This window comes from Pseudomonas sp. TE9122 (genome assembly GCF_056278925.1).
Genome location: NZ_JBWBQI010000001.1, coordinates 1,300,939 through 1,314,802, shown reverse-complemented (window position 1 = coordinate 1,314,802; position 13,864 = coordinate 1,300,939). Strand labels below are relative to the sequence as shown.

At 59.3% G+C, this 13,864-nt stretch carries 9 protein-coding genes; 6 read left to right on the top strand and 3 right to left on the bottom strand.

Annotated elements, in window-relative coordinates; genetic code table 11:
* Window positions 1-5: 5 nt before the first annotated feature.
* From ACZ9BE_RS05845 to ACZ9BE_RS05830, 4 genes are read left to right on the top strand one after another with little or no spacing between them, the layout of a single operon-like run.
* The gene (locus tag ACZ9BE_RS05845) at window positions 6-842 is read left to right on the top strand and encodes an ABC transporter permease (RefSeq protein WP_162245414.1); all 837 of its coding nucleotides are present in this window, start codon (window positions 6-8) and stop codon (window positions 840-842) included.
* Window positions 829-1,629, top strand: coding sequence for an ABC transporter permease (locus ACZ9BE_RS05840; RefSeq protein ID WP_016773742.1), 801 nt, complete (start codon window positions 829-831; stop codon window positions 1,627-1,629). The genes ACZ9BE_RS05845 and ACZ9BE_RS05840 overlap by 14 nt, the downstream gene beginning before the upstream one ends.
* Window positions 1,626-2,615, top strand: a complete 990-nt coding sequence (locus ACZ9BE_RS05835) for an ABC transporter ATP-binding protein (protein WP_095180778.1) — start codon at window positions 1,626-1,628, stop codon at window positions 2,613-2,615. The genes ACZ9BE_RS05840 and ACZ9BE_RS05835 overlap by 4 nt, the downstream gene beginning before the upstream one ends.
* 34 nt (window positions 2,616-2,649) lie before the next feature.
* Window positions 2,650-3,303 (top strand): HAD family hydrolase, encoded by a 654-nt coding sequence (locus ACZ9BE_RS05830; RefSeq protein ID WP_073472633.1) that lies wholly within the window; start codon window positions 2,650-2,652, stop codon window positions 3,301-3,303.
* 96 nt (window positions 3,304-3,399) lie between these two features.
* On the opposite strand, the gene ACZ9BE_RS05825 is transcribed toward ACZ9BE_RS05830, so the two are convergent.
* Complete coding sequence (locus tag ACZ9BE_RS05825) at window positions 3,400-4,362, bottom strand: zinc-binding dehydrogenase (protein WP_476249019.1); 963 nt, start codon at window positions 4,360-4,362, stop codon at window positions 3,400-3,402.
* Window positions 4,363-4,500: 138 nt separating this feature from the next.
* Here ACZ9BE_RS05825 and ACZ9BE_RS05820 point away from each other — a divergent pair, with 138 nt between their 5' ends.
* Window positions 4,501-6,585, top strand: a complete 2,085-nt coding sequence (locus ACZ9BE_RS05820; protein ID WP_476249018.1) for a carboxy terminal-processing peptidase — start codon at window positions 4,501-4,503, stop codon at window positions 6,583-6,585.
* A gap of 118 nt (window positions 6,586-6,703) precedes the next feature.
* On the top strand, window positions 6,704-8,482 hold the full coding sequence (locus ACZ9BE_RS05815; protein WP_150638747.1) for a bifunctional diguanylate cyclase/phosphodiesterase: 1,779 nt from the start codon (window positions 6,704-6,706) through the stop codon (window positions 8,480-8,482).
* A gap of 57 nt (window positions 8,483-8,539) precedes the next feature.
* On the opposite strand, the gene ACZ9BE_RS05810 is transcribed toward ACZ9BE_RS05815, so the two are convergent.
* Together ACZ9BE_RS05810 and ACZ9BE_RS05805 are read right to left on the bottom strand one after the other, a co-directional pair.
* Complete coding sequence (locus tag ACZ9BE_RS05810) at window positions 8,540-8,896, bottom strand: hypothetical protein (RefSeq protein ID WP_252887537.1); 357 nt, start codon at window positions 8,894-8,896, stop codon at window positions 8,540-8,542.
* Window positions 8,896-13,662, bottom strand: a complete 4,767-nt coding sequence (locus tag ACZ9BE_RS05805) for an RHS repeat-associated core domain-containing protein (RefSeq protein WP_476249017.1) — start codon at window positions 13,660-13,662, stop codon at window positions 8,896-8,898. The genes ACZ9BE_RS05810 and ACZ9BE_RS05805 overlap by 1 nt, the downstream gene beginning before the upstream one ends.
* Window positions 13,663-13,864 lie beyond the last annotated feature (202 nt).

Below are 13,864 nucleotides of genomic sequence, written 5' to 3'. Positions count from 1 at the left end.
ATGCCATGACTCGCGGCAAATGGCTCGCGGCGCTGTGTCTGGTGCCTTTCGCGCTGTTCTTTATCGTCTTCGAAATCGCCCCGCTGGTCTGGGTGATGATCAACAGCCTGCAATCGGAAGAGTCCGGCTGGGGCCTGGCCAACTTCAGCAAGATCTTCGGTTCGAAGTTCTATCGGCAGGCAATCCAGTACAGCCTGGAGATCAGTTTCTGGTCGAGCGTATTCGGCATCATCATCGCCGTGCTTGGTGCGTATTCGCTGCGCCGCGTCGATTCGAAGCTGCGCAACTTCGTGAATGCCTTCGCCAACATGACCAGCAATTTTGCCGGCGTGCCGCTGGCGTTCGCGTTCATCATCCTGCTCGGTTTCAACGGCAGCATCACCATCATGCTCAAGCAGTCGGGGATCATTCAGGACTTCAACCTGTATTCGAAAACCGGCCTGATCATCCTCTACACCTATTTCCAGATTCCCCTCGGCGTGCTGCTGCTCTATCCGGCTTTCGACGCTCTGCGTGAAGACTGGCGCGAGTCCGCCGCACTGCTCGGCGCCAACGGCTGGCAGTTCTGGCGGCACATCGGCCTGCCGGTGTTGACCCCGGCGTTGCTCGGCACGTTCGTGATCCTGTTGGCCAACGCCCTCGGCGCCTACGCCACGGTTTATGCGCTGACCACCGGCAACTTCAACGTTCTGCCGATCCGTATTGCGGCGATGGTCTCCGGCGACATTTCCCTTGACCCGAACCTGGCCAGCGCGCTGGCGGTGGTGCTCGTGGCGCTGATGACCATTGTCACCGTCGTGCATCAATTGCTGTTGAAGAGGAGCTACCATGTCTCGCGCTGAATCCGGCCCGGCCGGCCTCTACCACCGCGTCGTGGTCTATCTGCTGTTCGCCATCCTGTTGTTGCCGCTGCTGGGCACGCTGGTCTATTCGATCGCCAGCAGTTGGTCGGCGACCATTCTGCCGAGCGGCTTCACCTTCAAGTGGTACATCCAGCTGTGGAGCGATCCGCGCTTTCTCCACGCATTCGGGCAGTCGCTGATCGTCTGTGTCGGCGCGCTGGTGTTATCGGTGGTGCTGATCCTGCCGCTGCTGTTTGTCGTGCATTACTACTTTCCGAAACTCGATGCGCTGATGAACATCCTCATCCTGCTGCCCTTCGCGGTGCCGCCGGTGGTGTCCTCGGTGGGGCTGCTGCAGCTCTACGGTTCCGGGCCGATGGCGATGGTCGGCACACCGTGGATTCTGATCGGCTGCTACTTCACCGTAGCGCTGCCGTTCATGTACCGCGCGATCACCAACAACCTGCAAGCGATCAACCTGCGCGACCTGATGGACGCCGCGCAACTGCTCGGCGCCAGCACCTTTCAAGCGGCGTTTCTGGTGGTGCTGCCGAACTTGCGCAAAGGCCTGATGGTGGCGCTGCTACTGTCTTTCTCGTTCCTCTTCGGTGAGTTCGTGTTCGCCAACATTCTCGTCGGCACCCGCTACGAAACCCTGCAGGTGTACCTGAACAACATGCGCAACAGCAGCGGCCACTTCACCAGTGCGCTGGTCATTTCGTATTTCTTTTTCGTGCTGGTCCTGACCTGGATCGCCAACATCTTGAACAAGGACAAAAGCGAATGAGCTACGTCAGCGTCCAACACCTGCAGAAAAGTTATGCCGGCACCACGGTATTCAGCGACATCGATTGCGAGATCAACAAAGGTGAGTTCGTCACCCTGCTCGGCCCGTCCGGGTGCGGCAAGTCGACTTTGCTGCGTTGCATCGCCGGCCTGACCCCGGTGGATGGCGGCAAGATTTTGCTCGATGGCGTCGACATCGTGCCGTTGAGTCCGCAGAAACGCGGTATCGGCATGGTCTTTCAGAGCTACGCGCTGTTCCCCAACATGACCGTCGAACAGAACGTCGCCTTCGGCCTGCGCATGCAAAAGGTCAACGCCGATGACAGCCACAAGCGCGTCTCTGAAGTGTTGAAACTGGTTGAACTGCACGACTTCGCCAGCCGCTATCCGCATCAACTGTCAGGTGGGCAGTGCCAGCGTGTCGCCCTCGCCCGGTCGCTGGTGACCCGCCCGCGCTTGTTGCTGCTGGATGAGCCGCTGTCGGCACTCGACGCACGGATTCGCAAACACCTGCGCGAGCAGATCCGTCAGATCCAGCGCGAACTCGGCCTGACCACGATCTTCGTCACCCACGATCAGGAAGAAGCGCTGACCATGTCGGACCGGATTTTCCTGATGAACCAGGGAAAGATCGTCCAGAGCGGCGACGCCGAAACCCTCTACACCGCTCCGGTCGATGTATTCGCCGCCGGCTTCATCGGCAACTACAACCTGCTCGACGCAGATGCCGCCTCGAAGCTGTTGCAACGGCCGGTCAACCATCGCATCGCCATCCGCCCGGAAGCCATCGAACTGAGCCTTGACGGCGAACTCGACGCGCAGATCCGCAGCCACAGCCTGCTCGGCAACGTCATTCGCTATCGCGTCGAAGCGCGCGGGGTGGAACTGGTGGTCGACGTACTCAACCGCTCCGCCGCCGATCTGCATCCCGACGGACAACGCCTGGCACTTTCCATCGATCCGACGGCCCTGTGTGAGGTAGCCTGATGACTTTGCTGACGTTGAAGAGAGAACTGCACTGATGGCCCTGGCAATTTTTGATCTGGACGAAACGTTGATCCACGGCGACTGCGCCACCCTCTGGAGCGAGCAGATGGGGCGCCTGGGCTGGGTCGATCCCGAGTCGTTCATGCGCAAGAACAACGAACTGATGGACGCCTACAGCCATGGCAAATTACGCATGGAAGATTACATGGCGTTCAGCCTCGAACCGCTGATCGGCCGTACGCCAGAAGAAGTCGAGCACCTGGTCGGGCCGTGGGTTGAAGACTTTATCGAACCGATCATCTTCAGCGACGCGACCAAAACCATCGCCGCGCACCGCAAGGCCGGCGACCGGATTCTGGTGATCTCGGCGTCGGGCACGCACCTGGTCAGACCGATTGCCGATCGACTCGGCATCGACGAGATTCTAGGGATTGAACTGGAAGTCGCGCACGGCGTTTACAGCGGCCATACCGTGGGCACGTTGACCTACCGCGAAGGCAAGATCACCCGCTTGCTGGAATGGCTGGACGCCGAAGAAGAAAACCTCGAGGGCGCGAGTTTTTATTCCGATTCGCGCAATGACTTGCCGCTGCTGTTGAAAGTGGATTTTCCACACGTGGTCAATCCGGATCCGGTGCTGCTTGAGCACGCAGAAAAGGCCGGCTGGCCGATCCATCTCTGGAAATAAAAGCAAAAGATCGCAGCCTTCGGCAGCTCCTACTTTTGGAATACGTGCCTCTGTAGGAGCTGCCGAAGGCTGCGATCTTTTGACCTTGCTTTGCTGTCAGCTCAAACTCTCATTGATCACCAACACCAACTTGCCCGCCACCGTATTGCTCGCCAGTTCGGCAAACGCTGCTTCGGCATCCTTCACCGCAAAGGCTCTGGCCAATTGCGGACGCAAGCGGCCCTCGGCAAACAGCGGCCACACATGCTGGCCCAGATCACTGAGCAGATCGGCCTTGAATTGATCGCTACGGCTGCGCAACGTCGAACCGAGCAGTTGCACACGCTTGGCCAACACCTGCGCCAGATCCAGTTTCGCCTCGCGCCCGCCCATCAAACCGATCAGCACCCAACGTCCGTCCAGCGCCATCAGCTTGAGGTTCAGCGCCGCATAATTGCCGCCCACCGGGTCGAGAATCACATCGAACGGCCCGAAGTCGCGCAGGCTTTCAATTTCATCGGTGCGCACCACGCCGCCCTGCGCACCCAACGCTTCGCAGTAAGCCAAGCGTTCGGCGGAACCGACGCTGACCCAGCACGGGTTGCCGAAGGCTTTGCACAGCTGAATGGCGGCTGAACCGATTCCACTTGCGCCGGCGTGCAGGAGAATTTTCTCACCGGGTTTCAGCGCTGCAAGTTGAAACACATTCAGCCAGACGGTGGCGTACACCTCGGGCAATGCCGCCGCCTCGATCAGCGAAACACCTTCGGGCACGGGCAGTACATGCCGTCCGTCGACGACCACCTCTTCAGCCATGCCGCCCCCGGCCAACAAGGCGCAAACCCGGTCGCCAACCTGCCAGGACGAGCCCGCGCCGACCTCGCTGATCACCCCGGAGCACTCAAGACCAAGCACTTGGCTGGCCCCGGGTGGTGGCGGATAAAGCCCTGCTTTCTGTAATAAATCGGCGCGATTGAGGCCGGCTGCCGCCACCCGGATGCGGACTTGTCCTACATCGCACGTCGGACTCGGCTCTTCAACCCATGCCACTTGACCTTCAACGCCTTGCAATGCCTTCACACTGCCTCCATAGTGAGTCTGGACTGAGCCCGAAGCTGTAGCGCCGGGCTTTTTGCATTATGCGACCGGCTCTCAAAGAACCGGCGACTTCAAAGACGGCCTAATATGCGTTATCAATTGTCCCCGCGTCGAATCAGCATGAAGCATCTGCTCCCCAGCACCGCCCTCGCTCTTTTCATCGGTATCGGCCTGTTGCCGGTGTCGGGCACCACATTCGCAGCCAACAGCTGGGACAAGTTGCAGCCTGATCGCGATGAAGTCATCGCCAGCCTGAACGTCGTCGAGTTGCTCAAGCGTCACCACTACAGCAAGCCGCCGCTCGACGATGCGCGCTCGGTGATCATCTACGACAGCTACATCAAGCTGCTCGACCCGTCGCGCAGCTATTTCATGGCCAGCGACATCGCCGAATTCGACAAGTGGAAGACCCAGTTCGACGACTTCCTCAAAAGCGGCGACCTCAACGCCGGGTTCACCATCTACAAGCGCTACCTAGACCGCGTCAAATCGCGTCTGGACTTCGCACTTGCCGAGCTGAACAAAGGCGTCGACAAGATGGACTTCAACACCAAGGAGACCTTGCTGATCGATCGCAAGGACGCGCCTTGGCTCAAGTCCACCGCGGAACTCGACGACCTGTGGCGCAAACGCGTCAAGGACGAAGTGCTGCGCCAGAAGATCGCCGGCAAAGAGCCGAAGCAGATCCAGGAAACCCTGACCAAGCGCTACAAGAATCAGCTGGCGCGTCTCGACCAGACCCGCGCCGAGGACATCTTCCAGGCGTACATCAACACCTTCGCCATGTCCTACGATCCGCATACCAACTATCTGTCGCCGGATAACGCGGAAAACTTCGACATCAACATGAGCCTGTCCCTCGAGGGCATCGGTGCCGTATTGCAGAGCGACAACGATCAAGTGAAGGTCGTGCGTCTGGTGCCGGCAGGCCCGGCGGACAAGACCAAGCAGGTCGCTCCGGCCGACAAGATCATCGGCGTTGCTCAGGGCAACAAGGAAATGGTCGACGTGGTCGGCTGGCGTCTGGACGAAGTGGTCAAATTGATTCGCGGTCCTAAAGGCACCGTGGTGCGTCTGGAAGTCATTCCGGCGAGCAATGCGCCGAACGACCAGACCACCAAGATCGTGCCGATCACCCGTGAAGCGGTGAAGCTCGAAGATCAGGCCGTGAAGAAGTCGATTCTCAGCCTGAAACAGGACGGCAAGGACTACAAACTTGGCGTGATCGAGATCCCGGCCTTCTACCTCGACTTCAAGGCATTCCGTGCCGGCGATCCGGACTACAAGAGCACCACTCGCGACGTCAAGAAGCTGCTGACCGAGCTGCAGAAGGACAAAGTCGACGGCGTGGTCATCGACCTGCGCAACAACGGCGGCGGCTCCCTGCAGGAAGCCACCGAACTGACCAGCCTGTTTATCGACAAAGGTCCGACCGTGCTGGTGCGTAATGCCGATGGCCGTGTCGACGTCCTCGAGGACGAAAACCCGGGCGCGTTCTACAAAGGCCCGATGGCGCTGCTGGTCAACCGTCTGTCCGCTTCGGCTTCGGAGATCTTCGCCGGCGCCATGCAGGACTACCACCGTGCGCTGATCATCGGTGGCCAGACCTTCGGCAAGGGCACCGTGCAAACCATTCAGCCGCTGAACCATGGCGAACTGAAACTGACCCTGGCCAAGTTCTACCGTGTCTCCGGGCAGAGCACCCAGCATCAGGGCGTGCTGCCGGACATCGACTACCCGTCGCTGATCGACACCAAGGAAATCGGCGAAAGCGCCCTGCCGGAAGCCATGCCGTGGGACACCATCCGCGCGGCGATCAAACCAGCGGCCGATCCGTTCAAGCCGTTCCTCGCCCAGCTGAAGTCCGAACATGACGCGCGCACCAACAAGGATGCCGAGTTCGTGTTCATCCGCGACAAGCTGGCCCTGGCGAAGAAACTGATGGAAGAAAAAACCGTCAGTCTCAACGAAGCTGATCGTCGCGCCCAGCACGCCGACATCGACGCCAAGCAACTGGCGATGGAGAACATCCGTCGCAAGGCCAAAGGCGAAGAACCGCTCAAAGAGCTGAAGAAAGAAGACGAAGACGCACTGGCCGCTGCCGAGCCGGACAAGGTCAAACCGGAAGACGATGCCTACCTGAGCGAAACCGGGCGCGTGCTGCTGGATTACCTGAAACTGAGCAATCAGGTGGCCAAGAAGTAAGTGATGGCAATTTAGTGCTGGCGATCCCCGGATCGTCATCAAACAGTCATCATTCTGTCGTGCAATAAAGGACCGGGAGCAAGCGCTCCCGGTCCTTTTTTTATCGCCAGAGACTGCCATGACCACGACCGAACAGCTGAGCGCCTTGAGCTCGATCCTGACTCAAAGCGGTTTACACAGCTTGTTCCAGCCGATCATCTGTCTTTCCGAACGCCGCATTCTCGGTTACGAAGCCCTGACCCGTGGCCCGTCCAACAGCCCTCTTCACTCGCCGATCGCCCTGTTCGCCGTGGCGCGACAGGCTGGCCGATTGAGCGAACTGGAAATCGCCTGCCGACAAAGCGCCTGCCGACGGTTCAATGAGCAGCAACTGCCGGGCAAGCTGTTCCTTAACGTGTCTCCAGAATCCTTGCTCGAAGCCGCGCACCAACCCGGGCGTACGTTGCAACTGCTGCAGGACTTGGGCATTGCGCCGAGCCAAGTGGTCATCGAGCTCACCGAGCAGACGCCAATCGATGACTTCCAGTTGCTGCAAACCGCCCTGCATCACTACCGGGCGATGGGTTTTTCCATTGCGCTGGACGACTTGGGCGCAGGGTATTCGAGCCTGCGCCTGTGGTCGGAATTGCGTCCGGATTACGTGAAGATCGACCGGCACTTCATTGATGGCATTCATCAGGATGCGTTGAAAAGAGAGTTTGTCGGTTCGATTCTGCAAATTGCCAAAGCCTCGCGCGCGCAAGTCATCGCCGAGGGCATCGAGCTACCGGAAGAACTCGCGGTGCTGACTGAAATGGGCGTCGACCTGGTGCAGGGCTACCTGCTCGGCCGCCCTCAGGAACATCCGTCCCGCGACGCTCGCGCGATGATGCCCAAACACGACAGCAGCGCCGTCGCGCTGAATGACGAAGGCAGCGACCTCAGCGCCCTGCTCAACGACCAGCCCGCCGTGCAACGCGATACGCCCACCGCGACGGTACTGGAAGCCTTTCGCCGCCAGGCCAACCTCAATTCGCTCGCGGTGCTCGACGAACAAGGCCAGCCCTGCGGCATCGTCCATCGCCACTCGCTGTCGGACGCACTGCTCAAACCGTTTGCCACCGATCTGTTCGCGCGCAAACCGATCAGCCGCCTGATGAACGATGATTTCCTCGCCGTGGAAATCAGCCAGTCGCTGCAGCAAGTCAGCCGCCTGATCACCAGCCGCGCCCGCCAGCGCATCGAAGAAGACTTCATCATCACCCTCAACGGCGGTTATCTAGGCCTCGGCCGAGTGATCGACGTGCTGAAACTGATCACCGAACTGAAAATCCAGCAGGCACGCTACGCCAATCCCCTCACCCTGCTCCCGGGCAACGTACCGATCCAGCAGTGCCTCACCCGCCTGCTGCAACAGGCCCGCGAGTCCATTATCTGCTACGTCGACATCGACAGCTTCAAACCCTTCAACGACATCTACGGCTACGGCCGTGGCGACGAAGTCCTGCTCTGCCTGGCCCAATGCCTCAACGAACGCATCGACCCCACCCGCGACTTTGTCGGTCACATAGGCGGCGACGACTTCCTCCTCGTCCTCGGCCCCGAAGACTGGCGCAAACGCCTCAACCAACTGCTCGACGATTTCCAAAGCCAATGCCGCCGGTTCTATCGGCCCGAGCATCTGGAAGCCGGTTGTTTTGTAGCGCCAAACCGACAGGGTGTGCGGCAGGAGTTTGCGTTGTTGTCGTTATCGATTGGGGTGGTGCATCTGCGACCTGAGGCTTGTGCAGCGCTTGATGCCAGCCAGCTTGCGGAGATGGCTTCGCAGGCTAAGCATCATGCGAAGGGGGTTGTGGGGTTTAGTGTGTATTTGCTCGATCCTACTGCGTCTCCAAAGGCATCACAGTTAGTCGGTTAAACTCGACGTAGTAGAGTGCGTGCTTACTTGCCAGGCGCCACTCCAGAATGCAGATTTTTAGCCACAGCCCGTTTCATCCCGATACCTTGTTAAGCACTCCAATAGAAGTCTCATAAAACTAGACCTATCGGTAATTTCTTCGTCAAAATAAGTTGTCATTCGGTTAAATACACGGTCGAAATTGTCGTTTCTCTCCAAAAAATGTTCGACAGTATTTATTAGCGATTCTTGTTCTGCATCTGTGTATTCACAAAATTCAGGCCTTAACACAGTATCGAAAAGCTCTTTTAACTGACGCGAATCGTTTACATTTTTTTCAACTATTAATCGCTCCCTCTCGACATCAGTAGTATTTTCTATATCAAAAACAAACAATAAGTTTTTTATATCTACAATTTCATACGTTTTTTTCATCATTCAAAATCCGCATATGAAGTCACGGTATCGCCATTAGCTCTCAGAATAACCACGGCTTTCCTCTGCTGCCCATAAATGCCGTCTCTGGTATAACCTTCCCCAATTATCTTTCCCATGTCCATAGGCCTTCTAGATGTTTGAAGATTAGTCTGACGGAATATAAGTTTTGCTCTATAGATAGCGTTCAGCTGATCTCTATGGCTGAAAAAATGAGTAGCCGCGCTTGGAATTTTAGGTTCTCCATGGTGTGATCCACCGGTGTAGGTCTCTATAACGCCAGTCGTTGGATTTTTTCCTGTCATGATCCTTTCAAATTGCGACCGTAGTGTTGTTTGGGCGCCGTGCTTTTCCAGAAAATGCTCTCCATTTTGTGGATTCTCCATTTCATGCAAACGTCGGTATGCGTTTTCTTCAGCTAATTCATCAATCCTCGCCCGACGTTCCTGAGCCGTCATCTTCGGCAGCGCAGGTTCACCATCATCCACTTTAGCCCCACCAATCCCACCCGGAACCTCACACCCAGGCTTCTTCGGCGGTGGGCAATTGGACGTCAACCCCAACGGATCCACCCACCCCGTCGGATTCGGCACGTACTGGTACTGATTCAACCCACCCGCGAGCTTCACCGGGTCCGGCGTCAAATACCGCCCCAATCTCGGGTCGTAATACCGATGCCGGTTGTAATGCAGCCCACTTTCAACATCGAAGTACTGCCCCTGAAAACGCAGCGGTTGGTCGAGGTAGTCTTCGCCGGCGAGGGTGACGGCGGCGACTTTGCCGTAGGCGTCGTATTGCGCGGACCAGACGATTTCGCCGCTGTAGTCGGTGAGTTCCTGCGGGGTGCCGAGGTGGTCGAGTTGGTAGTAGAACGGGCAGGCTTTTTTCGGGCCTTTGCCGTCGAGCATCGCCAACGGGCGGAAGGTGCCGGGTTCGTAGAGGAAGCTGCGGTATTGCGTGGCGCTGCTTTCGGCGACGAGGTGTTCGCCTTGCCAGAAGAACTCGGTGATGGCGCCGTCGACGGTTTTGCGGATACGGCGGCCGAAGGCGTCGTATTGATAAGTGGCGGTCTGGCCGTCGGGGCGGGTCAGGCCGATCAGGCGGTGCTGGCAGTCGTAGCGGTATTCGGTGACCAGGGTCTGGCCGTGGCCTCGGCGTTCGCGGATCAGGTTGCCGAAGGCGTCGTAGTCGTAATGGCGGTCGCCTTGCATCAGCAGGCGGTTGCCCTTGATCTGCGCGGGACCGGGGCGGTCCTGCATCAGCAGGTTGCCCGCCGGGTCGTGGGCGAAGGATTCGGGCAGTTCGTCGCGCGAGTGACGTACGCGGATCAACCGGTCGAGGGCGTCGTAGCCGTAGGTGCGCTGGCCGTGGCGGCTGTCGGCGATGTGCTCGAGATTGCCGTTGGCGCTGTAGGCATAATCGCGGCGGTACAGCGAAGCGTGGCGATGACCTACAGCGTGGGCAAGCAAGCGGCCCTGATCGTCGTAGGAGTATTCGCTGAGCAGCAGACCTTGCTGGCGTTGCTGTTCGCGACCGGACTGATACACATGCCGGGTCAGCGGCGTGCCGTTGAGGTCGATGGCTGACAGCGCACCGCCCTTGGCGTAGTGATAATCGAGCTTGCTGTTGTCCGGCAGACGCAGGCGTTTGAGCTGACCGCAGGCGTCATAGGCGTAGCGCAAGGTGCCCCAGCCCTGATGCTCGGTGATCAGCCGGTCCTGACGGTCATACTCGAAGGCCAGCGGATGGTTTTGCCCGTCATCAACGGCAACCAAGCGCCCGAGGCGATCATAGTCGTAGCGGACTTTGAGCCCATCGGGCAGGGTTTTGACCAGCAAACGCCCGGCCTTGTCGCGCTCATAGTGGGTGACCAGACTGGGGCCGAAATCACCAAACTCGGTCTTCTCCAGCAAATGACCATTGAGGTCGTAGACGTAAGCCGTGCGCCGCCCATCAAACCCGGTTTCCTGTCGGATCAATCCGGTCGGCGTGTAATCCAGTCGGTATTTTTCGCCCGATTCGTTTTCAATTTCGGTCAGCAACAGCCGCGCATGGTCGTAGCGGTACTGCACGCGGGTGCCGTCAGGGTTGATCCGCCGCGAGACCAGATGCAGGTCGTCGTCATATTCGTAGCGGGTGATGCGCCCGAGCTCGTCGCGCTCAGCGGTGATCTGGCCGTAGGCGCCGTAGCTGTAGGCGCGCGTGCTTCCCGTAGGAGAAGTCGTCAGGATCAGTCGGCCGGCCGCGTCCCACTGCTGACGACTGACGACACCAAATTCGTCCTGGGTGGTAATCCGCCGTCCCAGCGCATCGTAGGAAAAGCGCCGCACGCCACCATCGGGCAGGGTTTCTTCGATGAGCTGGCCGAGCTCGTTCCACACCCAGCGGTGGCGGCTGCTGTCCGGGTAACGCAGCGACAGCAATTGCCCGCGCAGGTTGTAGTAGTAATGGGTGACCTGGCCGTCGGGATCGACCGCTTCGGTAACGGCGCCTTCAGCGTTGCGCCGATAGATCCACACCGCATCACCACGGCAACGCTTGTAGAGAAAGCCGTTGCGGTACTCGTAGGACGTTGGTGCATCGTCCGGCGGAACCAGCGCGATCAGCCGTCCGATTTCGTCATAGCGGTATTCGGTAACCGCGCCCAAAGCATCCTGCTCGGCGATCAATCGCCCCTGCTGGTCATAAGCCTTGAGCTGCTCGCCGCCATCGGCCGCAACCTGGCGCACCAGTCGCGCGCGCTCGTCGTGGACGTAGACTTCTTCGGTGCCGTCGACGTAATGCACGGTCACGCTGGCGTCGTCATCGTTCCAGACGTAACGGGTGTTCATCTGCGAGAACGAAGCCCAGTGCCTCACGCAGCGCGCCGCTTTGCCCTCGCGCTGCCACTCCCAGAAGAAGCTCGCGCCGCCGGTCAGCTGGCGCTGGAGGATGACGTGATGGTCGTCGTAGTCGTAGCGTTCGCTGTCGCCGACCGCGTTGGTCGCGGTCAGCAGGCGTTGCCGGGCATCGAAGCTGTAGGTGGCGAGGGTTTGCTCGGTGGTCCACTCGCCCTGGACGAACACCTGATAATCAATCGCCACCAGCTGCGCGCGGTCATAACGCAACAGCAATGAGCGGCCGGCGCCATTGTCCAGACGCTGAATGCGGTCGGAGCGATCGCGTTGCAGGGTCAGACGATTGCCGTAGACATCGCTGATCGCCGTCAGCCGGCCGGCGCGAAAGTGGTAGAACCGCGCGTTTTCCCCGGCCAGGGCGAGGATCAGTTCTTCCGGCTCATCGCCGAGAAAGATCGCCGCCCGCGACAGGCTGTTGTGAATCGCTGGGCGCGCGACGTTGGGCAGGGGAAAGCGGGTGCGGCGGTTTTCGTGGTCGATCCAGATCACGCCATCGCCGTCGAAGGCCAGGCGATGGGCCAGCGTGTGGCTCCAGCCGAAACCCAGGCCCATATCGATCTCGACCGCGCTGCTGCGGTACAAGCGGGTGAACTCGAAGGGCAGCACGCCATCGAGCACCGCGTCGGTCAGGGTCAGCAGTTCCTCGCCGGTGACCATCGACACCGGGCAGCCGTTTTTGCAGGTATTGGGGACGCAGTCGGCGGCGTCGCCGTTGGGGTTTTTCGCCTGGTCGGGGGCGTCGTCGTGGGGCTCGTCTTTCTTCAACATGGCGTTGCGCTTGGCATCCCAGCGCAATTGCATCCGGCCCTTTTTCACCCCGGCGGCGATGCCCCGCGCGGCAACGGCTTTGTAGCGGTCGACGTATTCAATAAAGGCGTTGACGATGCTGAACAGCGCCTTGACCAGACGCTTGGCGACGTTGAACAGCTGCGCTGCGCGGTCAGCCAGACGCAGCGTCAGATAAGCGATCCCCGCCCCCGCTCCGACAAACGTCAGCACCACGCTGATCAACACATCGATGATCAGTTGCACGATCATCATCGACGCCACTTCAGCAGACTTGCCGGCAATCTCGCTGGGCGGCAGCATGTCCAGCCACAGGCTTGCCGACCGCAGCAGCAAGCACATCGCCGCTTCGTCACTGACCAGCAACTGCAGCTTTTCCATGAGATCCGGAGCGGTCTGTGCCAGCTCGATCAGATCAGCCGCGCCACTGCCCAAACGCTCGGCGAACTTGCCGGGTTCCTGAAGAATTTCCGAGAGCAGTCCGAGGCTGTCCCATACCCCCTCGATGGCCGCCCAACTGCCGGCGAGCATGCCGTTGCTGGCTGCGGCCGCTACCGACTGTGACCACTGCGGCTTGAAACCTTGCCACTCGCTACGCAGCCAGCCGTCCAGCTCGCCGGTCAAACCGTCATAGGATTCGAACAGCTTCGCGACTTGATTGGAGGTGACAGCGCTGTGCACAAGAACGCGGTAGAACTTGCCCTCTTCACCTCTGAATTCGCCCTTGCCCTGCTGATCAAGGGTGACCGGCGCGGTCTTGCCGCTATCCACGTCGACCACATCGACGGAAATGTTGCCCAGCGGGATGTCGTAGACCGATTCGAACTTGCTCTCGATCTGCATGAGCCCGCCCTGCGGGCACTGGACGACGCTGGAAGAAAACTCCTCGTCGCTGCTACTGACCGCCGTGCTGCGATCGCCGAAGCGAATGATCCGCTCCATACCCACCAGCGATGGCAGGTCTGCTGCCTCACTGATCTGGTCCACCCTGCGACTGAGCCAGTGATCGAGCTGTTTGCGGTAGAGGCTGAGCGTTTGCGGAAAGCTGTCGAGTTCCTGCTCGATGCGCGCGATGGCTTCCATCAACACACGCGAGCAAACAAGGTGGACTGAAAAACGGGCTGAAGCATGAGCGGTCCCTCGCGCAAGAAATTAGTCGCGGGAACTGTGCGGGGGATCAAAGAGGAAAGAAGTCAGGCGAGTAGGCAAAGGATGTAGGACTAATCTGCAATCCAACATCCAGCGAAAAACGTGCAGGCAAAAACGTAAACGCGGCGTGAGGAAA

Bases quoted from the DNA above. Each gene is read 5' to 3' on its own strand.
- ACZ9BE_RS05815 (WP_150638747.1), top strand. From the start codon at position 6,704: ATGACCACGACCGAACAGCTGAGCGCCTTGAGCTCGATCCTGACTCAA.
- ACZ9BE_RS05810 (WP_252887537.1), bottom strand. From the start codon at position 8,896: ATGAAAAAAACGTATGAAATTGTAGATATAAAAAACTTATTGTTTGTT.
- ACZ9BE_RS05840 (WP_016773742.1), top strand. From the start codon at position 829: ATGTCTCGCGCTGAATCCGGCCCGGCCGGCCTCTACCACCGCGTCGTG.
- ACZ9BE_RS05820 (WP_476249018.1), top strand. From the start codon at position 4,501: ATGAAGCATCTGCTCCCCAGCACCGCCCTCGCTCTTTTCATCGGTATC.
- ACZ9BE_RS05845 (WP_162245414.1), top strand. From the start codon at position 6: ATGACTCGCGGCAAATGGCTCGCGGCGCTGTGTCTGGTGCCTTTCGCG.
- ACZ9BE_RS05835 (WP_095180778.1), top strand. From the start codon at position 1,626: ATGAGCTACGTCAGCGTCCAACACCTGCAGAAAAGTTATGCCGGCACC.
- ACZ9BE_RS05805 (WP_476249017.1), bottom strand. From the start codon at position 13,662: ATGGAAGCCATCGCGCGCATCGAGCAGGAACTCGACAGCTTTCCGCAA.
- ACZ9BE_RS05830 (WP_073472633.1), top strand. From the start codon at position 2,650: ATGGCCCTGGCAATTTTTGATCTGGACGAAACGTTGATCCACGGCGAC.